The 20,458-nt window shown below is 72.8% G+C and carries 22 protein-coding genes; 9 read left to right on the forward strand and 13 right to left on the reverse strand.

Going from position 1 to position 20,458, the window contains the following annotated elements; translation table 11 throughout:
* Window positions 1–45: 45 nt before the first annotated feature.
* Window positions 46–297 (reverse strand): hypothetical protein, encoded by a 252-nt coding sequence (locus tag PV410_RS15645; RefSeq protein WP_500324958.1) that lies wholly within the window; start codon window positions 295–297, stop codon window positions 46–48.
* A gap of 549 nt (window positions 298–846) precedes the next feature.
* On the opposite strand from PV410_RS15645, the gene PV410_RS15650 reads away from it, so the two are divergent.
* Genes PV410_RS15650 through PV410_RS15660 form a run of 3 tightly spaced genes read left to right on the forward strand, consistent with a single transcriptional unit; the run spans window position 847 to window position 4,891 of the window.
* On the forward strand, window positions 847–2,991 hold the full coding sequence (locus PV410_RS15650; protein WP_500324960.1) for a helix-turn-helix domain-containing protein: 2,145 nt from the start codon (window positions 847–849) through the stop codon (window positions 2,989–2,991).
* Complete coding sequence (locus PV410_RS15655; RefSeq protein WP_500324962.1) at window positions 2,988–3,992, forward strand: hypothetical protein; 1,005 nt, start codon at window positions 2,988–2,990, stop codon at window positions 3,990–3,992. The genes PV410_RS15650 and PV410_RS15655 overlap by 4 nt, the downstream gene beginning before the upstream one ends.
* Entirely contained in the window at window positions 3,989–4,891 is a 903-nt protein-coding gene (locus tag PV410_RS15660) for a DUF6339 family protein (protein WP_500324964.1), read from the forward strand. Before PV410_RS15655 ends, PV410_RS15660 begins: the two co-directional genes overlap by 4 nt.
* Here PV410_RS15660 and PV410_RS15665 read toward each other — a convergent pair.
* Window positions 4,888–6,216: a DNA cytosine methyltransferase gene (locus tag PV410_RS15665; RefSeq protein WP_500324966.1), complete on the reverse strand. Its 1,329-nt coding sequence runs from the start codon at window positions 6,214–6,216 to the stop codon at window positions 4,888–4,890. The two genes, PV410_RS15660 and PV410_RS15665, sit on opposite strands and share 4 nt — an antisense overlap.
* 360 nt (window positions 6,217–6,576) lie before the next feature.
* Between PV410_RS15665 and PV410_RS15670 the strand changes: the two genes are divergently transcribed.
* Window positions 6,577–7,095: a GNAT family N-acetyltransferase gene (locus PV410_RS15670; RefSeq protein WP_500324968.1), complete on the forward strand. Its 519-nt coding sequence runs from the start codon at window positions 6,577–6,579 to the stop codon at window positions 7,093–7,095.
* Here the strand turns inward: PV410_RS15670 and PV410_RS15675 are convergent.
* Genes PV410_RS15675 through PV410_RS15685 form a run of 3 tightly spaced genes read right to left on the reverse strand, consistent with a single transcriptional unit; the run spans window position 7,070 to window position 9,059 of the window.
* A complete protein-coding gene (locus tag PV410_RS15675) occupies window positions 7,070–7,891 on the reverse strand; it encodes a GNAT family N-acetyltransferase (protein WP_500324970.1) in 822 nt (273 codons plus the stop codon). The two genes, PV410_RS15670 and PV410_RS15675, sit on opposite strands and share 26 nt — an antisense overlap.
* Window positions 7,888–8,445 carry a YbaK/EbsC family protein gene (locus PV410_RS15680; protein WP_500324972.1) on the reverse strand — a complete coding sequence of 186 codons (558 nt, stop codon included), beginning with the start codon at window positions 8,443–8,445 and terminating at the stop codon, window positions 7,888–7,890. The genes PV410_RS15675 and PV410_RS15680 overlap by 4 nt, the downstream gene beginning before the upstream one ends.
* 41 nt (window positions 8,446–8,486) lie before the next feature.
* On the reverse strand, window positions 8,487–9,059 hold the full coding sequence (locus PV410_RS15685) for a helix-turn-helix domain-containing protein (protein ID WP_499516750.1): 573 nt from the start codon (window positions 9,057–9,059) through the stop codon (window positions 8,487–8,489).
* Between the two features lie 95 nt (window positions 9,060–9,154).
* Here PV410_RS15685 and PV410_RS15690 point away from each other — a divergent pair, with 95 nt between their 5' ends.
* Together PV410_RS15690 and PV410_RS15695 are read left to right on the forward strand one after the other, a co-directional pair.
* The gene (locus PV410_RS15690) at window positions 9,155–10,018 is read left to right on the forward strand and encodes an EamA family transporter (RefSeq protein ID WP_500324973.1); all 864 of its coding nucleotides are present in this window, start codon (window positions 9,155–9,157) and stop codon (window positions 10,016–10,018) included.
* A 67-nt stretch (window positions 10,019–10,085) separates the two neighbouring features.
* The gene (locus tag PV410_RS15695; protein WP_500324975.1) at window positions 10,086–10,658 is read left to right on the forward strand and encodes a cupin domain-containing protein; all 573 of its coding nucleotides are present in this window, start codon (window positions 10,086–10,088) and stop codon (window positions 10,656–10,658) included.
* Window positions 10,659–10,686: 28 nt separating this feature from the next.
* On the opposite strand, the gene PV410_RS15700 is transcribed toward PV410_RS15695, so the two are convergent.
* The 3 genes from PV410_RS15700 to PV410_RS15710 form a co-directional block, all read right to left on the reverse strand.
* Window positions 10,687–11,760 carry an NAD(P)/FAD-dependent oxidoreductase gene (locus tag PV410_RS15700; RefSeq protein ID WP_500324977.1) on the reverse strand — a complete coding sequence of 358 codons (1,074 nt, stop codon included), beginning with the start codon at window positions 11,758–11,760 and terminating at the stop codon, window positions 10,687–10,689.
* 81 nt (window positions 11,761–11,841) lie between these two features.
* Window positions 11,842–12,618 carry an acyltransferase gene (locus PV410_RS15705; RefSeq protein ID WP_500324978.1) on the reverse strand — a complete coding sequence of 259 codons (777 nt, stop codon included), beginning with the start codon at window positions 12,616–12,618 and terminating at the stop codon, window positions 11,842–11,844.
* A gap of 40 nt (window positions 12,619–12,658) precedes the next feature.
* Window positions 12,659–13,579 (reverse strand): pseudouridine-5'-phosphate glycosidase, encoded by a 921-nt coding sequence (locus tag PV410_RS15710; protein ID WP_500324980.1) that lies wholly within the window; start codon window positions 13,577–13,579, stop codon window positions 12,659–12,661.
* Between the two features lie 56 nt (window positions 13,580–13,635).
* Between PV410_RS15710 and PV410_RS15715 the strand changes: the two genes are divergently transcribed.
* Entirely contained in the window at window positions 13,636–14,169 is a 534-nt protein-coding gene (locus PV410_RS15715) for a gamma carbonic anhydrase family protein (protein ID WP_500324982.1), read from the forward strand.
* A gap of 19 nt (window positions 14,170–14,188) precedes the next feature.
* Here PV410_RS15715 and PV410_RS15720 read toward each other — a convergent pair whose 3' ends face one another.
* The 3 genes from PV410_RS15720 to PV410_RS15730 all read right to left on the reverse strand — a co-directional run bounded on the left by PV410_RS15720 (window position 14,189) and on the right by PV410_RS15730 (window position 15,848).
* Window positions 14,189–14,842, reverse strand: a complete 654-nt coding sequence (locus tag PV410_RS15720; protein WP_500324983.1) for a DedA family protein — start codon at window positions 14,840–14,842, stop codon at window positions 14,189–14,191.
* 116 nt (window positions 14,843–14,958) lie between these two features.
* Window positions 14,959–15,162, reverse strand: a complete 204-nt coding sequence (locus tag PV410_RS15725; RefSeq protein ID WP_500324985.1) for a hypothetical protein — start codon at window positions 15,160–15,162, stop codon at window positions 14,959–14,961.
* 233 nt (window positions 15,163–15,395) lie between these two features.
* Entirely contained in the window at window positions 15,396–15,848 is a 453-nt protein-coding gene (locus PV410_RS15730) for a DUF4442 domain-containing protein (protein ID WP_500324986.1), read from the reverse strand.
* Window positions 15,849–15,920: 72 nt separating this feature from the next.
* Between PV410_RS15730 and PV410_RS15735 the strand changes: the two genes are divergently transcribed.
* Window positions 15,921–16,907, forward strand: coding sequence for a DUF8017 domain-containing protein (locus PV410_RS15735; RefSeq protein WP_500324987.1), 987 nt, complete (start codon window positions 15,921–15,923; stop codon window positions 16,905–16,907).
* A 68-nt stretch (window positions 16,908–16,975) separates the two neighbouring features.
* A complete protein-coding gene (locus PV410_RS15740) occupies window positions 16,976–18,364 on the forward strand; it encodes an MFS transporter (protein ID WP_500324988.1) in 1,389 nt (462 codons plus the stop codon).
* On the opposite strand, the gene PV410_RS15745 is transcribed toward PV410_RS15740, so the two are convergent.
* Entirely contained in the window at window positions 18,304–19,158 is an 855-nt protein-coding gene (locus PV410_RS15745; RefSeq protein ID WP_500324989.1) for a spermidine synthase, read from the reverse strand. The genes PV410_RS15740 and PV410_RS15745 overlap by 61 nt on opposite strands.
* A 58-nt stretch (window positions 19,159–19,216) precedes the next feature.
* A complete protein-coding gene (gene tuf / locus PV410_RS15750) occupies window positions 19,217–20,389 on the reverse strand; it encodes an elongation factor Tu (protein WP_500324990.1) in 1,173 nt (390 codons plus the stop codon).
* Window positions 20,390–20,458 lie beyond the last annotated feature (69 nt).

Below are 20,458 nucleotides of genomic sequence, written 5' to 3' on the forward strand. Positions count from 1 at the left end.
CTTCAGGACGACGGGGTGGGAAGGAAGAAGCGAGCGTGACTGCCGTCAGCAGGCGAGCTGCACGGTCAACGTGACGGTGGTGACGAGCTGGCGACCGTTCGGGTTCCGGACTGGGCGGCGCGAGTGCTTGAGGGCGTCCGTGTCGCGGAGGACCTCCCGGTAGGCGGCGACCATGTCGTGGTCGATGCCGCCCATGATCCGGAGGAGGGTCTCCTGTGCCTGAGGGTCGTCGCCGAGGCGGTCGTAAAGAGTGACGACGGTGCGCATGTGGTCAAGCGGGGACTTGTTCGAGGACACCGAGATACCTGCGCTTTCGCTTCCGTGGAGACTTCACGAGGAAATGGTGCGAGGTCGTGCAGGGAGGAAATCCAAGCCGTGCGCCTGCCCGTGGGATCAATTCGGGGCCGCAAGGCGGAGAAGAATCCCCTCCGGGGTGCGATGCGGTGCTCGTGCAGATATCCCGGGCCACACAGCGGGTAGGCCCGACACTCCCTGCTCCCCGGCCTCTCGCCGCGTGGGGCAGGCGGGAAGAAGGGCACAACTGTGACTGAAAACAGAGGCGTTGCCCCGGTCGCGTCCGGTGCTGACGATGCGTAAGTCAACCACGACATCTCAACGCCGCGCAAGCAGTCTTCTTCGAGTGAAAATCATTCGCCGCGCCACCCGAAAATCCCCGATTCCGGCACAAACCGGGCGGAATTCCAAGTTCCATTTTTGATTGGGCCGACATGTCAGCCGAACGACCACCACCCACACGTCAAAGAACTTTTGACAGGCCGGCGCGGCGTCAACAGCGGTGCGCTACGGTGGCTCTCATCCAATGGCCCGAGGGGAAGCAGGTGGGACGTGAAGGCGGCTGAGGACTTCGGTCCCTGGCTGGCGCGCCAGCTCAAGAACGCCAGGAAGAGCCAGGCGGATCTCGCGGAGGAACTCGGCATGACCCGGGCCGCCGTCTCGGCCTGGATCGTGGGCCGCTCGGTTCCCAGGGACGACACCATCCAGCGCATCGCCGAGGTCCTCCAGACCGACCTGGCGACGATCCACACCCGCAGTACCGACGCCCAGGCAGGGCTGCCGGTCTCCTGGTACCACCGTCCCGCCTACGCCGACGGAGGTCGCGAGTATGGCAACGCCGCCGCGTTCGCGTTCGAGGCCGACGTCTCGGTCCTCGCGCGCGAGGCCACCCAGAACAGCGTCGACGCGCGCCTCGACCGCGCCGAGCCCGTCCGGGTCCGTTACACCTTGCACGAACTCACCGGCGAAACCCTTGCCCGCTTCCGCGAGGCCATCGACTGGGAACGGCTGCTCCCCCACTACGAGGCTCTGACCGCCGAGAGCGGCAAACAGGGCAAGGTCTCCCGCACGATCGCGGCCGGACTCCACGACATGTACCAGCACGATCGCCTGGTGCTGCTCCGCGTCGACGACTACAACGCCACCGGTCTGACCGGCGACGACTACGACAACGGACTCTTCGCGGCCGTCGTTCGCCGCCAACTCGACAGTCACAAGGAGGACTCCGGAGCCGGTGGCTCCTACGGCCTGGGCAAGGCCACCCTCTGGGCCACCAGCCGTCTCGGCCTCGTCCTGATCAACTCCACCCTGTCCGAACCCCATGAGGGCCGTACCGAACGCCGTCTGATCGGCCGGCTCGACCTCCCCTGGCGCGAAGTCGACGGCCGGGAATTCGCGGGACCCGCCTGGTTCGGACGTCCGGATCCGGACGCCAAGTCGACCGACGTGGCCCGCTCCTGGTGGGCCGACGAGGAGACGGTCGAGAAGCTCCACCTCACACGCGAGAGTGGGGCTCCCGGTACCTCTTTCCTCATCGTCGGCGCCCACGACGTCGCCAGCCTGGCGACCGTCACCGGTACCGTCGACGAGGAGGAGACCACCGAGGACGACGACTCCGTCCACCGCATGCACGCCCGACTCGTCGACGCGCTCGGCCGCAACTTCTGGGCCGCGATGACCGGTGGCGGCGACCACAAGCCGCACCTGGAGGCATCCGTCCGCACGTACCGCAACGGCGAGGTCCTCATCGCCGAGGAGCACGTGGATCCTGCCGTCACGCAGCCTTCCCGCACCCGCGCCCTGCGTGCGTACCTGGAGGGCGACACGGTCGACCGTCTCTCCGCTCCGGGCCAGGTCGCCCGCGCCACCGTGCAATTGAACGTGCCCCTGCACGGAGGCCAGGTGCGGGGAAGCGTGCCTCACGAGGCGGTGCTGCTGGTCACCCACGCCGAGGACGCCGATGGCCGCCCGAACCGACTGGTCTCCATGCGGGGCAACCGGATGACCGTCAAGGACAGCTCCGTCGGCAACCTCCCCGTCGGCACCAACCCCTTCCAGGCCATCCTCCTCACCGGCCGAGCGGCGGGGCAGGATGCCCCGGGGGCCGAGGCCGCCGAAGAGTTCCTGCGCGCCTCCGAACCGCCCGAGCACAACAAGTGGGGTCAGACCGAGGAGCTCCGCCTCACCTACTCCCCCTCCGCCTACCGGCGCATCGCCGCCCTGACGACCGCCGCCAACAGCACGGTGCGCGACCTGGTCGCCGTTCCTCGTGCCAAGCGCCGGAACGGCGGCGAAGCAAAGATCGCCGGCCGCCTCAAGGTGGGCACCGCCGCGAAGAAGACGCGCCCCACAGGAGCCGCGGCCCTGCCCGAGCTGGACAACGTGGACGCGCTGATCGACGAGACCGGGGCCTGGTCCGTCACGGTCGATCTGCGGGTGTCCCCGAGTGTCGACACGGACCGTCCGCTCTCGCCGATCGCCAAGTTCGACGTGCGCTCCGGGCCCCGTCCCGCGGCCCCTTGGAAGGAACTCGTCGCCGTAAGCGGCTGCGAGGTCGTCGACGGCGCCCTGCATCTGATCCCGGGCAGCCGCAAGGCCGTCTTCAGAGGGGTCACTGACGTGTCCCGTCACCCGGTCCGGGCCCAACTCACCGGTCTCGTCGTGGAACTGCGCGTCGGAAAGGGGGAGCAGGCGTGAAGGTCTACCCCTACCGTCGACTGACCGGCAATGTGTCCTGGCGCGTCGAGAGCGCCCAGGTCAAGGCCGAGGGCGAGTCCTGGGAGGACGTGGAGAGCAAGTACGTCTCCACCGTCGAACGCGTCGTGGCCCTCGGACCCGACGAGGATCGCCCCGACTGGGCCCAGGCCCGGCTCCGTCTCTCCGCGGGCCTCCCGGCCAAGGCGATGGATCCCGAAGGACCCTGGTCGGAGGTCAAGGTCCTCGCGGTGCTCACCGAGCGCGCCACCAACTCCCGTACGTCCGTGGAGCTGTCCCCGGTCTCCGAGGACGGTCGCGAGCGGACCGCCGAGCTGTACATCCACCGCTGCGACCTCCTCGATCGCGCCTCACTCTCCGTTCACGTCGTCGCCACCGTGGACGGCGTCCCCGGCCGAGTGATCGGCACCTCGGACATGGAGTGGTTCGTTGACGTCATCGAGGCCGCGCCCTCACTCGCCCGTGAGCTCGACGTCAAGATGGTCGGCTTCTCCTCGGGGGCGAGCCGGCTCCAGCGCTTCAAGGACTCCCCCTGGCTGGTCGACACCACCGGACGGATCCCCGTCGTACGCGTCAACACGGACTTCGACGGTCTCGGCGACCTGATCGGTGCGGACGGGGGCAACGGTGCGGAGAAGACCGTCCGTGAACTCATCCTCGCCCAGATGTGCTCCGAGGTCTGGACAGCCGTCTTCCACTCAGCCGTCGGCGATCTGGAGACCGAGGAGGACGGGACGCCGCTGTTCCCACACGGCTGGCAAGGCGAAGTGCTCCGGGAGATGCTCCCCGACATGTACCCCGATCACGAGCCGGAGGACGCCCTGCGGGAGGTTCACGCGGCCCGCACCGCCCCGTCCGCGACCGGCTGGGGAGAGCTCCAGCCCCGGATCCACTTCGCCGCCGCCAGGCGCGCGGGTGTCCCCCGGACGCTCTCCACCACCATCCGCGACCTCGAACGACTCACGCAGGGGGATGACGAATGACCGCCCGGCCCAGCTACTTCCCGGAACGCCTGGCGCTGCTCTCCAACGCCGACGCCGGGGACTTCCTCACCGAAGGAGTCCTCTCCGGCCGCGAGGACGTGGCGGTCATCAAACTCAACGGGGTCACCGAACCGCTGCCGCACGATGACCGGCGCGGTGACGTCCGGCCCGTCCGAGAGCTGGTCGAGGACGCCAGGGCCTACTGCGAGAACAAGGGGCTCAAGGCCACCCAAGCCGATGCCTGGTTGGCTCCCCGGCTGCATGCGGCTCTCCGGCTCACCCGCCGCGAAGCAGCCGACCCCGGCCTGTGGAACTACCTTGCCCTCGGGGTCGCTCCCGACTACGTGATCTGGAGGCACCTGTCGGAAGCGACGAACGGCAAGGCCGCCAAGGTGGCGGCAGAACGCTTCCGGGGGCAGTACCACAAGCAGGTCTTCGCCCGTCTGTGGTGGGCGGCCGAACTCTTCCGCGACGGACCGGACTACGACCCCGTCGTCACGGCGTGCGGCAACCAGGACATCCTCAACACCGCCCTGCGCATGACCGTGATCAACCACCGGCCCAGCGCTCAGGCGATTCTCCGGCTGGTCGCAAAAGGCGTGATCACCACCGGTCGTGAGGTCAACGCGCTGGTCGGAGCCGTCAACGCCTCCGCGGCGACGCTGATGTACGACGTGATCGCTCCGGACTCCGAACGCGAGTCCCGCCCGCTGCTCGACTGGATCGACGACGCCGAGACCGCACGCCAGGTGTCCCGCTCCGCGCTCCCGACCGGCCCCGAGGAGGAACCGGCGCCGGCGATCTCCGTGAGCACGCTGGTGGACTACTTCTCCGACCTCTTCGCGGACGCCCCGGTGCGGGGACGGGAGGAGTCGAGAGAGGCCGAAGGAGAGGACTAAGCCTCGGGCTTCGGGCAATCGGGACCACAGCGGTCCGGATCCCCGCAGCCCTTCTTGCGGAGAGTGGCGCGATCCTCGTCGGTGGCGCCGGGCCAGTCGTCCCTCAGCCGTGCCTCCGGCGCGGGCGACAGAGCAAGCGCCGCCGCCAGAACGTACATCCCGAACAGCGGGGGCACGGCATTGCCCACCTGCTGCGACTGGTCGCCGCCCGACCAAGGGTAGTCGGGCGGGAATGTCTGAAGGATGCCGGCCTCGGCGATGGTCAGGCGAGGCGGGTCATGCTCAATCTCCATGGTCTTGCTGCGCCATACCGCGTTGCGGGACACCTTTCCGGTGACGGTGAAGGCCGGCTGCTTGTCCGTGCGGATGCCGCGGTTCTTCGGGTCTCCGCCGCTGCCGTAGTTCGACACGATCTCGAAAGGAATCTCACGGCCCCCGGGCCTGGCCTCCGTACCCAGCACTTCGCCCATGGAGACCCACGGTTCGAGCGCAGGCTTGTCCGCCTTGTCCGCCTTGTGCGTCGCTCCGGAATCCGGCATCGGCAACTGCTCCTGTACAGCGCCTGCCACGACCTTCACGTCCATGCGCCCACCCCTCGTGGGATGGTGCGGGTTGTAGGTGTGGTGCTTGGCGTCGGGCAGCTCGGGAACGCCGTACTTGGCCAGCCGGGCCACCAGGATCGTGCGGCGCCGGGTTTGGGGCACACCGTATGCCTCGGTGTGCAGTGTCTCGACCTTGGCCACCTCGTACTTGACGCGCTCGCCGTCCTTGCCCGGCAGGCCTGCTTCCAAGACTTCCTTGTAGACCTTCCACAAGGCCTTCACCCCGGGCACCTGCTCCAAGACGATCACGTCGAACGGTCGCCCGTCCCGGTTGGGGCAGGTGAGAGCCTTGATCGCATACCTGAGCGGCTCCAGGACCAGGGCGGTGCGAGGGTCACCGTGCAGTTCCTCCAACTGCTTGTCGATCACGGCGTCGTCGACACCGTCCACCAACTCCCGGATGAATTTCTTGACCTCTTCCAGAGCCTTGCGACCCGCCCCGTTGCCCGCGACCGAGTACGTCTGACACGGCGGCCCGCCGGCCAGGACGTTCAAGTCCTTCGGCAGCTCGTGGAACCGCTCCCGGCGCACCGTGCTGACATCCGCGTGCCACGTCTCAAGCCCTGCGGCGTAACGCGTCTCACAGGCGTTCCTGTCCCACTCGATTCCGAGCGAGGGCACACCAAGCATGTGCGCGGCCACGTCGAGACCACCAGGACCGGCAAAAAGGTCCAAGATGCGGGGGTTCTCGAGAAAGGGAGCGACTGGATCCGGGCTGGTCATATGGCGGAAGTGTAGCCGGCGGAGGGCGGTGCCGACCGCGCGGTCGACACTTCCGTGACAGCTCGCCTCGACTCGGGACCGTCGAAGACCGCCGGCCGGACTCTGCTCGGCACACCGCACGCTGCCCCCGCGTCGGCGCGATGATGCGCTCGGCGGCCGCAGCCGCGCTCTCGTGTTCCCGGAATAGCGGCAACACCCGACCCGCCTCCGGGGAAAGCCGACCTGGTCGACAAAGGCGGCCGCGTCGTCGCGGACAACCGTCGTGCCCGCACCGCCCTCCTTGGGGACCTCGCGGCGGTGCCGACGGACGCGCCGGAAATCCGCTGCGTAGGGCCTGATGCCCTGTTGTAGCGTGCGCACATGCCCGGTCCCGTACGCCCTGCCCGACCCGATGACGCCGCCGAGCTGGTACGGCTGCGGCGGCTGATGTTCCTGGCCATGAGCGGGCGGGACGAGCCCGGTCCCTGGGAGGCGGCCGCGCAGGAGCGGGCGCGCGAGCAGCTCGGCGGGGGCGGCGCGCGGTGGCTGGGGGCGTTCGTGGTGGACGGCGACCCCGCGGTCGCGGACGGGCCGCACCTGGCGGCGTGCGCGGTGGGCCGGGTCGAGGAGCGGCTGCCCGCGCCGGGGCACCCGGCGGGCCGGTTCGGCTTCGTCTTCAACGTCTGCACCGACACCCGCTACCGCGGCCTGGGGTACGCGCGGGCGACGACGCGGGCCCTGCTCGCGTGGTTCGCGGAACAGGGCGTGACCCGCGTCGACCTGCACGCGACCCCGGAGGCGGAACCGCTCTACCGCAGCCTGGGGTTCGCCGAGCACTCGATCCCGCTGTCGCTGGACCTGTCGCGGCGGCCGGTCAGGGGGCGGACGGCTCCGCGATGAGGGCCGTGCCGACCCGGCGGAAGCCGAGCCGGGCGTAGATCCGGGCGACGGCCTCGTCGCCCGCCGACAGGAACACGGTGGTCAGCCCTTGCGCACGGGCCTCGGCGACGAGCGCGCCGGTGACCGCGAGGGCCAGGCCGCGGCGGCGGGCGCTGGGCAGGGTGCCCACGCCGACGATCTCGCAGACCTCGCCCACGGGGTTGTACTGGCCCGCGCACAGCGCGGTGCCGTCCTCGACGGCCGCGGCGTGGACGGTGAGCCCGGCCCGCAGTCGGGCTTCCGCGGTCGCGACGAGTCCCGGGGCGGCGTGCAGCGGGAGCGCGGCGGCGAGTTCCGCCCGCCCGGCGGTGCCGACGGCGGTGCCGGGCTGCGCGAAGGCCAGGTGCGGGACGGTGAGCGCGCTGGGCAGCGCGGGGTCACCGGGCCGGAGCAGCCGTACGCCGACGTCCGCGGGGAGTTCCGGCGGCGGCGGGGACGGGACGAGCGGATCCAGCACCATCAGCGGGTGCTCGTGCACGGCCAGGCCGGACGCCTGCGCCGCCTCCCGGAGGCCGGGGGTGGTCTCCGCGACCCACTCGAAGCACTCGGGCACGCCCAGCTCGCGCTGGCGGGCCCGGACCCGGTCGACGTCGGCCCGGCCGACGGTGCCGTCGGCGCCGGGCGTCGGGCGGGCGTAGAAGGGCCAGCCGACGCCCTCGCGGACGAAGAGGGTGAGCGGGCCGTGCTCCTCGGCGCGGGCGCCCGCGCGGGGCACGGCGTCGTAGTAGCGCTCCAGGCGGTCCAGCAGATCCGTCACGCGGGGAGTCCCAGCCCTTCCAGCAGTTCCACGCCCGGCAGCGAGGCCAGCGCCTTGCCGGGCACGAGCAGTTTGCCGCGCCGGCGGCCGCTGCCGATGATCACGTACGGGGTGTCCGCGACCGCCGCGTCGACCAGCAGCGGCCAGTCGGCGGGCAGCCCGATCGGGGTGATGCCGCCGTACTCCATGCCGCTCTCGCCCACGGCGGTGTCCATCGGCGCGAACGAGGCCTTGCGCACGCCGAGATGACGCCGCACGAGGCCGTTCACGTCGGCCCGCGTGGTGGCGAGGACGACGCAGGCGGCGAGCGTCACCTCCCCGCCGCGCTTGCCCGCGACGACCACGCAGTTCGCGGACTGCTCCAGGGCGACCCCGTACGTCTCGGTGAAGACCGCGGTGTCCGCCTTCTCCGGGTCGGTGTCGACCAGCAGCAGCTCCTCGACGGGCACCTGCCCGCTCCAGGCGGTCAGTGCGGCCGCGACGGGGGCCGGAAGCAGGTCGAGCTTCTCCACGGCGGGGTGGACGTCGGTGAAGGTGCCGATGGGTGCGCGCATGTCCGGAACGCTAACAAATCCCGGGAGTTGGCGGCGCCGTCTCACTGGGGGGCGGGGACGGAGATGGCCAGCGTCATCTCCGTCACCTCGGTGCCCCGGTTGCGGTAGCCGTGCGGCGCCGCGGCCTCGAAGCTGGCGGTCGTCCCGGCGGGCACGCGGTGCTCCTGCCCGTCGACGACGAGGGTGAGCTCACCCTTGTCCACCCGGATCAGTTCGACGGTGCCCGGCGGATGCGCGTCCGAGTCGTGGCCCTCGCCCGGCATGATCCGCCAGGCCCACATCTCCAGCGGTCCCGGCGCCTGCCCGCCGGCCAGCAGCAGACCGCGGCTGCCGGCGGGGGTGCTCCACAGCTCGACGGCCTGGTCGGCGGGGACCAGCCGCACCTTGGGCCCGTCCGCGTAGTCCAGCAGGTTCACCAGGCTCGCGCCGAGCGCGTCCCCGATGCGGACGATGGTGCCCAGGCTCGGGTTGGTGCGCGCCTGCTCGATCTGGATCAGCATGCCGCGGCTGACGCCGGCGCGGGCCGCGAGCGCGTCGAGGCTGTATCCCCGTTCCAGGCGCAGACGCTTGACGTTGCGCGCGAGCGACTGGGCGATCAGGTCGAGGTCCGGCACCGTACCGTCCAATATGATGAATGCTGGAGTTCACTTCACTGTACTACTGTGGGGTGTACTGCACTGTTCACCGTACTGTACTGCGAGGGAGCCCCATGACCGCGGTCTTCGCCCTGGCCACCAGCCTGTTGTGGGGTCTCGCCGACTTCGGCGGCGGGCTCCTCACCCGCCGTTTCCCGGCGCTCACCGTGGTCGTCGTGTCGCAGGGCGTGGCCGCCGTCGTGCTGGGCGCGGTCGTGGTCGCGACGGGCGGCTGGAGCGAGGCCTCCCCGCACCTGTGGTTCGCCGTGGCCGCGGGGCTGATCGGCCCGGTCGCCATGCTCTGCTTCTACCGCGCGCTCGCCCTCGGCCCCATGGGCGTCGTCTCGCCGCTGGCCACGGTGGGGGTGGCGGTCCCGGTGAGCGTGGGGCTGCTGCTCGGCGAACGCCCCGGGACCGTGCAGTACGCGGGCATCGCGGTGGCCGTCGTGGGCATCGTCCTGGCCGGCGGGCCCGAGCTGCGCGGGGCGCCCGTACAGCGGCAGGCGGTGGCCATGACCCTGGTCGCGGCCTTCGGCTTCGGCGCGGTCATGTCGCTCGTGGCGGAGGCTTCCCACACCGTGACCGGGCTCTTCCTGGCGCTGTTCGTCCAGCGCGTCTGCAACGTCGCCGTGGGCGGGGCGGCCCTCGCGGTCTCCGTGCGGCGGGGTGCACCGTCGCTCCCCGAGGGCGGCCTGCCGACGGTGTGGCGCAGCCTGCCCGCACTGGCCTTCGTGGGCCTCGCGGACGTGGCGGCCAACGGTTCCTACGCCTTGGCGGCGCACCACGGCCCCGTCGCGGTGGCGGCGGTGCTGGCCTCCCTGTACCCCGTCGTCACCGCCCTCGCCGCCCGGGGCGTCCTCGGGGAGCGGCTCCGCCCCGTCCAGGCGGCCGGCGCCGGCCTCGCCCTGGCGGGATCGGTCCTGCTGGCGGCCGGCTGACGGCGCACCGCCCGCCCGCCGCTTGCCGCACTTGCAATCCCCCCTGCCGTTTCGGCAACCTGGGGGCGTGGACGTCACGAGGAAAGAGGTGCTGGACGCCGTCGGGCCCCGGCTGCGGGAGCTGCGGCGCCGCCGCGGCATGACCCTGGCCGAGCTGGCCGAGCGGACGGGGATCAACGAGAGCACCCTGTCCCGCCTCGAGGGCGGGAGCCGCAAGCCGACCCTGGAGCTGCTGCTGACCCTGGCGGAGGTCCACTCGGTGCCGCTCGACGAGCTCGTCGGCGCGCCCCGCACCGGAGATCCCCGCATCCACCTCCGGCCGGTCACCCGCGACGGTCTGACGTACGTGCCGCTGAGCCGACCCGGCGGGATCCAGGCGCACAAGCTGCTGATCCCGCCGCACCCGGGCACGGAGCCCGAGTTGAAGACCCATGAGGGCTTCGAATGGGTCTACGTCCTGGCCGGACGCCTGCTGCTGCTCCTCGGCGACCGGCGCGTGGTGCTGAAGCCCGGCGAGGCCGCCGAGTTCGACACGCACGTCCCGCACCGGCTCGGCCCCGACGGCGATGACCCCGTCGAACTGCTCGTCCTGTTCGGGCGCCAGGGCGAGCGGGCCCATCTGCGGGCCCGCACCGCCTGAGGCCGGGGCGACCGGGGTGACGGGGGGTTCACGCCCCCGTCAGCGGGTCCAGGCCGTGCCGGCGCACCCCGAGCACGCGCCGCGTGACCTCCGCCTCCGTCCGCCCGCTGAAAACCCCGGTGCCGGCGGGCCGCCGGGCCCGGGCGGCCGCACGGGCGTCGTCCGTCAGCAGGTCCATGACGATCGCGGCGGCCGCGGTCGTCCCGGCCGCCGCCGCAGCCGGAACGCCCGCCATCAGGTCGCCGACGTTCCCCGCGGCCCACACGCCGTCGACGCCGGTGAAGCCGGAGGCATCCACCGCGAGTTGCTCCCCGAAGCCCGCCGGATGCTCCCGCACGGCCAGGCCGAGACCGCCGAGGAAGGACGCCCGTGCCGTGAAGCGAGGGGCGACCGCGAGCACGCGGACCGGTATCACCTGCCCGGAGGCGAGGCGCACCCCCGCCAGCCGGTCCGCGTCGTCGGTCTCCAGACCGGTCACGGCGCCCTCGACGACGCCGACGCGCAGCCCGGCGAGCTGTTCCCACTGATCGTCCGTCAGATTCGTGCCGGAGTGCAGGAACAGCGTCACGTCCTCGGACAACTGCCGGAACAGCAGGGCCTGGTGGAAGCTGCCAAGCACCCCGACCGCGGTGTCCCGGACCTCCCAGCCGTGGCAGAACACGCAGTGCACCACGTCCCTGCCCCATCGCTCCACCAGGCCCGGCACGTCCGGGAGTTCGTCGACCAGGCCCGAGGTCACCAGGACCCGCCGGGCCGCCGTCCGCCGTCCGTCCGCGCACTCGACCCCGAAGCGGCCACCGTCGCGGTGGATCGCCGTGACGCTACCGGCGACGACGCGGCCGCCGTAGGATGCGACCTCCTCCCGCCCCCTCCGCAGCAGTTCCAGGGGGGCGATGCCGTCGCGTCCCAGCAGTCCGTGTGCCGCGGCGGCCGGGGCGTTGCGGGGCTCGCCCGCGTCGATCACCAGCACCGACCGCCGCACCCGTGCCAGGGTCAGCGCGCCGGACAGACCGGCGGCGCCTCCCCCGACGACCACGACGTCCCACACGCCGCCCGGTGCCTCGATGCCGTTCCCGCCGATGCCGCTCTTGTTCTCGTCCATGGCGGCACGATCACTCCGGCCGCCGGTGGAGGCAACGTTCCGTGCCGTTTCGGCAAGAGGCGCCGCGCACGCCCGGACCGGTCACGCCTCGGAGGCCAGCTTCTCCTCCAATCCCGCGAGGAGTTCCGGGTCGAGCCCCGCGAGCGCGGCCAGCTGCTGGTGGGTCGCGCCGGCGGGCACCGGCACCGGGGCGGGCGTCCGCAGCGGCGGCTCCCACCCCCGCTCGGGCGTCCAGCGCCGGACGACCCGCGCCGGCGCGCCCGCCACCACCGAGTGGTCGGGGACCTCGCCCCGCACGATCGCCCCCGCCGCGACGACGACGTTCCGCCCGATCCGCGCCCCCGGCAGGACCACCGCGCCCGCGCCGAGCCAGCTCCCCGAGCCGATCTCGACGGGCGCCGAGCGCGGCCACTGGCGGCCGATGGGCTCGTGCGGGTCGTCGTAGGAGTGGTTGTCGCTCGTCACGTAGACGTACGGCCCGCAGTAGACGTCGTCGCCGAACACGACCGGCCGGGAGGCGATCACGTGGCTGCCGCGGCCGAGGACGACGCCGTTGCCGAGCCGGACGACGGGGTCGGGGCCGAGGTCGAGGCCGGGCATCATCCCGGCCGTCAGCGTGACCTGTTCGCCGATGATGCAGCACTCGCCGAGGTGGATCCACCGCTCGCCGAAGACCGTCCCCTGCGGGAACGCCAGCCGGGTGCCCGCGCCGATCCGGCCGAAGCGCAAGGGCCCGGGGCGCTCGGCGGAGACGGCACCCGCGTCCTGGACCCACCGCCAGCCGCGGTGCACCAGACGCGAGACGGCCCGGCGACGCCAGGCCGCCGCGGAGGAGAACAGGTTCTCGTTTTTCGGCACCCGCTCACCGTACCGAGGGCGCCGCGGCGCGGCCGGGCGATCAGATGTGATGTGCGCCGCGTTCCGTCCACGCGACGGCGACCCGCGCGGCGAGGCGGACGTTGCCGCGCACGGCGGCGAGGTTCGCCTCCAGGCTGGCCCCGCCGGTGTGCTCGACGAGGTGACCGAGGAGGAACGGCGTGACGGCCTGCCCCGTGACGCCCTCGCGTTCGGCGGCCGCCAGCGCCTGCGCCAGCACGCGGTCGTGCAGGGCCGGGTCGAGTTGCTCGTGCTCCGGCACGGGGTTGGCGAGGATCACGGCGGACGGCGGCCCGTCGAGGTCGTCCTGGGCGGCCATGACGCAGGCGGCCTCGTCGGGCGTGCCGACCGTCCAGTCCACGGGCTGCCCGGAGCCGCTGAGGTAGAAGCCGGGGAACTCGCTCGTCCCGTAGCCCACGATGGTGACGCCGAGGGTCTCCAGGCGCTGCAGGGTGGCGGGCACGTCGAGGATCGACTTCACCCCGGCGCACACGACGGTGATCCTGGTGCCCGCGAGCAGCCTCAGGTCGGCGGATTCGTCCTGCTCCTCGGTCCAGCCCCGGTGCACGCCGCCCAGTCCGCCGGTCGCGAAGACGCGCAGCCCGGCGCGGGCGGCGAGGAAGGCCGTGGCGGAGACGGTGGTGGCGCCGCTGGCGCCGGTGGCGACCGCGACGGGCAGGTCGCGGTGGCCGAGCTTGCGCATCCCCTCGTCGCCGGCGATGCGCTCCAGGCCCTTCCCGTCGAGCCCGATGCACGGCACGCCGTCCAGCACCGCGATCGTCGCGGGGACGGCGCCGGCCTCGCGCACGGCGGCCTCCAGCTCCAGCGCCACCTCGTGGTTGCGGGGACGGGGCAGGCCGTGGGAGATGATCGTCGACTCGAGGGCGACGACCGGGGCACCGGTTTCCAGCGCGATGATCACTTCGTCGGAGAACTTCAGCACGCAGTACGCGCTACCCGCCACGCGAGGGGCGCAATCACCGGACTACGGTGATCCCCATGACGGAGAGAGCCTTGATCGCGGACGTCGCCGGGCGTACGCCCCACCTGGACCCCGCCGCCTTCACCGCGCCGACCTCGGTGGTGCTGGGCGACGTGACGCTGGCCGCCGGCGCGAGCGTCTGGTACCACACGGTGCTGCGCGGCGACTGCGAGTCGATCAGCGTCGGCGAGGGCAGCAACGTCCAGGACAACTCCACGGTCCACGCCGACCCCGGGTTCCCCGCGGTGATCGGCGCGGGCGTCACGGTGGGCCACAACGCTGTGCTGCACGGCTGCGTCGTCGAGGACGACGTGCTAATCGGCATGGGCGCCACGGTCCTCAACGGCGCCCACATCGGCACCGGCTCGCTCGTCGCGGCGGGTGCGCTCGTCCCCCAGGGCATGCGGGTGCTCCCGGGGTCGCTGGTGGCGGGCGTACCGGCGAAGGTGCGCCGTGAGCTGACCACCGAGGAGCGCGAGATGGTCCGGATCAACGCCGAGCACTACGTCCAGCTCGCCGACGCCCACCGGGCCGCCTTCGCCCGGGACTGACCGCCCCGGGGCCGACCGCTCAGTCGGCGGCCGCCGCCACGGCGTCCGCCTCCGGCGCGGCCTCGTGGGCCTTCGCCGCGGCCTTGGCACGGCGCCGCACGACGAGGAACGAGCCGAGGCCGATCAGCACGGCGGCCGCCAGGCCGATCCAGGAGAAGCGCTTGAGCCACGGCTCGGCCACGATGCCCACGTAGTAGATGACGGCCGTGGTGCCGCCCGCCCACACGATGCCGCCGAGGACGTTGGCGACCAGGAACTTCCAGTACGGCATCTTCAGCACGCCCGACAGCGGGCCGGCGAAGATCCGCAGCAGCGCCACGAAGCGCCCGAAGAACACCGCCCACATGCCCCAGCGCGTGAACGACGCCTCGGCGGCCGCGATGTGCGCCGGCGAGAAGTGCTTGGGGAAGCGCCGCCCCAGCCGGTCCAGCATCGGCCGCCCGCCGCGCCGGCCGATGGCGTAGCCGATCGAGTCGCCCACGATCGCCCCCGCCGAGGCGCAGACACCGACCACCCACGGGTCCACGTGCCCCTGGGAGGCGAGCAGGGCCGAGCTGACGAGGATGATCTCGCCCGGCAGCGGGATGCCCAGGCTCTCCAGGCCGATCACGAGGCCCACCAGCAGGTAGACGCTCACCGGCGGGATCGTGCCGAGCCACTCCTGGACGTGCAAGGCCGCTTCCTCCCCCTAGGGCGGTCGGATGTCGGTCGGCGCGCCGGTGCGCGCACGTCGTTGCAGCGTATCCGACGTGGGCATCAGCGTGTCGCCGCGGGCCGGACCCCGCGGGCTCAGCCCTGCGCCATGACGAGGATCCCGTCGGCCAGCAGGAACACCCCGCAGGCGAGAGCGAGACCCGCGAGGACGGCCAGCACCCCCGGCCGCAGGATCACCGACGAGGACCGCGCCGCCTCGGGGCCCAGTTGCCGCCGTCGGAGCCACAGTGCCCGGACGCCGCCGTACAGGCTGACGAAGCCGACGATCAGGTACGACATGGGGGCAGCCCTCCAGGCTCTCGGGTCGCTCCGTGACCCCGTGTGGCCTGAGCCGGGACATGGAACCGGAACCGCTCCGGCCGCACGAAGACCGCAGAAGCCACGATCTTGGAACCGGACGCGTCCGGCGTCAACAGGGGAGTTGCGCGTGCGGGGCGGGCGAGTTCGCAACGGATTCGCGATGCCCGTCCCGGCGCCCGGTCGGGCACCGGGGTGCGGCACCCGGGCGTCGCTCAGGAGTTGGGGCGGAGGGTCCACACGATGGTCATCTCGCCCGTGACGGCGCCGTCCTCGCGTGCGAGGGCGACGGTGACGGGGAACTCGGGGCGCTCGCCCTTGTCGAGGTCGGCGATGACGTCGGCGGCGGGGCGGCCGAGCTGGGCGGTGGCGGTGACCGGGCCCATGGCGAGCTTCTTGTAGCCGATCTCGGCGCGGACGGCGAGGGGGACGGCGCGGGAGAGCTGGTCGGCGAAGGCGGCCAGGACGACGGCGCCGCTGGCGGTCTCGGCGAGGGTGAACATCGCGCCGGCGTGGGGGCCGCCGACATGGTTGTGGTAGGCGGGCTGGTCGGGGAGGCGGACCACGGCGCGCTCGGCGGTGGTCTCCAGGAACTCGATGCTGAGGGTGGCGGCCATCGGCACGGTGGCCGCCATGAGCTCGCCTATCTGGGGCTGGTTCTCGGACATGGCCGGATGTTACCAGCAGGTAATCATCGCTTCCATGGAACCGCGGCCGCACAACCCCTAGTGTTTCCAGCCATGTGGCCAGGACAGCAGCAGCCGGGGGAACCGCAGTATCCGCAGCAGCCCCCACAGAACCAGCCCCAGTGGGGGCAGCAGCAGCCCGCCCCGTACCAGCCGCAGCAGCACCCGGCCTACCAGCAGCCTCCGCAGCTGTGGGGGCCCCCGCCGGGGCCGGTGCCGGGTGGGCCGAAGCCGCCCGGGGGGCGGCGGGGCGCGGTGGTCGCGGTGTCGGTGGTGGCCGCGGTCGCGGTGGTCGCCGCCGGTGTCCTGGTCGCGGTGAAGCTCACCGGCGACGACAAGGGCCCGCAGGCCGGCCCGTCCGGCAGCCGCTCGCCGGTCGCCTCGGAAAGCGCCCCGGACTCCCCCGCCCCCTCGCCCTCCGCGTCGGGGAGCGAGGAGGGCGAGGGGGGTGAGCAGGGCCCGGGCCCGGACGACGCCCGCGGCAACCCGGGCGAGGACACGATCAAGCCCGTGGTCCCCGGCTGGCAGACCGTCGTGCGCAGTGACATGGGCGTCGCCTACGACGTCCCCAAGGGCTGGACGGTCAAGCCGCAGGGCCTGCTCATCGGCTACGAGTGGGACGACAACCGCGTCGTCACCGGGGGCGCGGCCGTCCTCGACGAGAAGTGGTGCGGCACCGACGAGCGCGGCCTGGCGGGCGTGAAGGGCGGCAAGGGCGCCAAGAGCCTGAAGTCCGAGGCCGCCAACGAGGCCTACAACTGGGCGTACGGCAAGTACAACAAGGAGGGCCGCACCAAGCTGACCGAGGCGGCCCCCCGCGCCTACACCAACGCCCAGGGCGTGCCCGGCTGGATCGCCTCCACGCGCGCGACCGGGATGAAGGGCTCGTGCGCGGCCGACGGCACCTCGTACAGCTTCACCTTCCTCGGCAAGGACAAGGAGGTCCGCTCCTGGCTGCTGGTCGTGGACAGCGGCTACGCGGGCGCGGTCGACGCCGGGACGGTGGCCAAGGTCCGCGACAGCGTCCGGCTGGTCGGCTGAGGGCGAGGGCGAGGCCGTAGCCCGATCCGGCCGGCTCGGGCCCGGCCCGGCCCGGCTGTCGGCCGGAAATGGGTTTGCCAAGGAAACGGCCCAGCGACGATAGTCCCCGGGTGAAACGCCACGTTCCCCACCGGCCGCGCTTCCCGGACTGGGCCGGCCGCAACTTCCGGCTCCTCGCCGCCTCCGCCTTCGTGACCGGGCTCGGCGCCTCGGGCGCCGTCGTCGCGTCGGCGTTCGCGGTCCTGCAGACCGGCGGCGGCGGTACGGAGATCGGACTGGTCGCCGCAGCGCGGACGGTACCCCTGGTCGTCTTCCTGCTCATCGGGGGCGCGGTCGCGGACCGGCTGCCGCGGCACCGGGTCATGGTCGCCGCCAACTGCCTGAACACGGTCTCGCAGGGCCTGTTCGCGGTCCTGGTGCTGACCGGCCGGGCCGAGATCTGGCACATGGCCGTGCTCTCCGCGCTGGGCGGCACCGGGCAGGCCTTCTTCGCCCCCGCCAACGAGGGGATGCTGCTCTCGACCGTCGACTCCGCCCACGCGGGCCGCGCCTTCGCGGTGTTCCGGCTCGGCGTCAACGGGGCGAACGTCGGCGGCGCCGCGCTCGCCGGGGCACTGGTCGCCCTCGCCGGACCGGGCTGGGTCCTCGCGGTGGACGCGACGTGCTTCGCGGTCGCGGCGGGGCTGCGCGCGCTGCTGCGGGTGTCCCCGGCGACGCTGCGCGACCGCGCGGAGCGGCGCGGCGGCGGTCTGCGCGGCGGTCTGCTGGGCGATCTGCGCGACGGCTGGCGGGAGTTCGTCTCACGGCGCTGGCTGTGGGGCATCGTGGTGCAGTTCTCGGTCGTCAACGCCGTGTTCACGGCCGCCGACGCGGTGTACGGGCCGCTCGTGGCCCGGGAGCACCTCGGCGGCGCCGGGCCGTGGGGCGCGGCCCTGGCCGCGTTCGGCGTCGGGAACCTGCTGGGCGGGCTGCTGATGCTGCGCTGGCGGCCGCGCCGCATCCTGCTCGCCGGGGTGCTCTGCGTCTTCCCGTTCTCGCTGCCCGCCGCCGCGCTGGCCCTGGCGCTCCCGGTGCCGCTGCTGGCCTGCGCGATGCTCGTCGCCGGCCTGTCGATCGAGGTGTTCGGCGTGGCCTGGATGATGGCGCTGCACCAGGAGATCCCCGAGGACAAGCTCTCCCGCGTCGCGGCCTACGACTGGTTCGGCTCGGTCTCCATGATGCCGATCGGCACGGCGCTCGCGGGCCCGGCCGCGGACGCCTTCGGCCTGAACGGGGCGCTGTGGGGCTGCGCGGGGCTGACGGTGCTGCTCACGGGCGCGGTGCTCACCCTCCCCGAGGTGCGGCGGCTGCGGCGCGTGGACGACCCCGAGGGCGGGCGGACGGTCGCGCGGGGCGGTCAGCCGACGCCGAAGGAACCCTCGGGCGGGATCGGCGAGGGCACCGCGTCCTTGTCGTAGACCGGCCGCGCCCCCCGTCCGAACACCTCCAGAGCGTCGCCGGCCACCACGCGGGCGGGGAAGACGTCGGACGCGGTACGCCGCGCGATCCGGTCCACCGGCAGCGGGGCGCGGCTCGCGGCCAGCACGGCGTTGCCGAAGCGGCGGCCCCGCAGCACCCCGGGCTCGGCGATCAGGCACACCTGGCCGAACAGCTCGCGCAGGCCCGCGATCTGCGGCCGCAGGAAGTCGAAGGGCGCCGAGTCGGCGAGGTTCGCCAGGTACACCCCGCCGGGACGCAGCACGCGGGCCGTCTCGGTGACGAACTCGTACGAGGTCAGGTGCGCCGGCACCCGCGAACCGCCGAAGACGTCCGCCACGACGACGTCCGCCGAAGCGTCCGGGGCGGCCTCGAGCCATGCACGGGCGTCGTCCGTCGTGATCGCCACGCCGTCACCGCCACGCCCGAGCGGGAGCCGGGCGGCGACCAGCGCGGCGAGCGCCCGGTCGGCCTCCACGACCCGCTGCCGCGAACCGGGCCGCGTCGCGGCGGTGTAGCGGGGCAGCGTCAGGGCGCCGCCGCCCAGGTGGACGACGTCCAGCGGCGCGCCCTCGGGCGCGGCCTCGTCCAGCACGTAGGCCAGGCGCCGCGCGTACTCGAACTCCAGGTAGGTGGGGTCGTCCAGGTCCACGTACGACTGAGGGGCCCCGTCGACCGTGAGCAGCCAGCCCGCGGGCCGGTCCACGTCCGGCAGCAGCCTGGCCGCGCCGAAGTCCACGTCCTGGGTCACGGGTATGCGTCCGTCGTCCTCCACGCCGCAATTGTCCCAGCACACGACGGGGCCCGGGGGCGGAACCCCCGGACCCCCGCGCTCACTCGGCGAGCGCCGTGACGGTGCCCGCGCCGACGGTGCGGCCGCCCTCACGGATCGCGAAGCCGAGCCCCGGCTCCAACGGCACCGGCCGGCCCAGCTCGACCGTCATGTCGACGGTCGCCCCCGGCAGGGCCGCCCCCACCTCGCCCAGGTCCACGTCGCCGACGACGTCGGCGGTGCGGACGTAGAACTGCGGCCGGTAGCCGCTGGCGATCCCGGTGCGCCGCCCGCCCTCGGCGGCCGGCAGCAGGTAGACCCGCGCCCGGAACCGGCGGCTCGGCGTGACGCTGCCCGGCGCGGCCACCACGTGGCCCCGCCGGATCACGTCCCGGGCCACCCCACGCAGCAGCAGCGCCACGTTGTCGCCCGCCTGGGCCTCGTCCATCGGCTTGCCGAAGGTCTCCAGACCCGTCACCACGCTCGCCGTCCCCGCGCCGAGCACCTCCACGCGGTCGCCGACGCGGACCGTGCCCCGCTCCACCGCGCCGGTGACGACCGTGCCGCGCCCGGTGATGGTCAGCACGTTCTCCACCGGCAGCAGGAAGGGTGCGTCGGTGTAGCGGTGCGGCATCGGCACGTGGGTGTCGACCGCGTCGAGCAGCGCCTCGATCGCCAACGTCCATCGCGGGTCGCCCTCCAGCGCCCGCAGGCCCGACACCCGGACGACGGGCAGCGTGTCGCCGGGGTAGCCCTGGGCGGACAGCAGCTCGCGCACCTCCAGCTCGACCAGGTCGGTGAGTTCGGGGTCGCCGGCGTCGGCCTTGTTGAGCGCCACCACGATGTGCTCGACGCCGACCTGGCGGGCGAGCAGCACGTGCTCGGCGGTCTGCGGCATGACGCCGTCGAGGGCGGAGACGACGAGGATCGCCCCGTCGAGCTGGGCCGCGCCCGTGATCATGTTCTTCACGTAGTCGGCGTGACCGGGCATGTCGACGTGCGCGTAGTGCCGCGTGTCCGTCTCGTACTCGACGTGCGCGATGGTGATCGTGATCCCCCGAGCGGCCTCCTCCGGGGCCTTGTCGATCCGGTCGAACGGCACGAACGCGGCGGAGCCGCGGGCGCTGAGCACCTTCGTGATGGCGGCGGTCAGCGTGGTCTTGCCGTGGTCGACGTGACCCATCGTCCCGATGTTGAGGTGCGGCTTGGTGCGCACGTACGCCTGCTTGGGCATGTTGCTTCCTCGGTAAGTCGATTCATCGCCTCGCGTGCGGGACCCCTGGACCGTGCCGACCCTCCCCCT

The sequence above is a fragment of the Streptomyces sp. PA03-5A genome (genome assembly GCF_033792725.1).
Classification (GTDB): Bacteria; Actinomycetota; Actinomycetes; order Streptomycetales; family Streptomycetaceae; genus Actinacidiphila.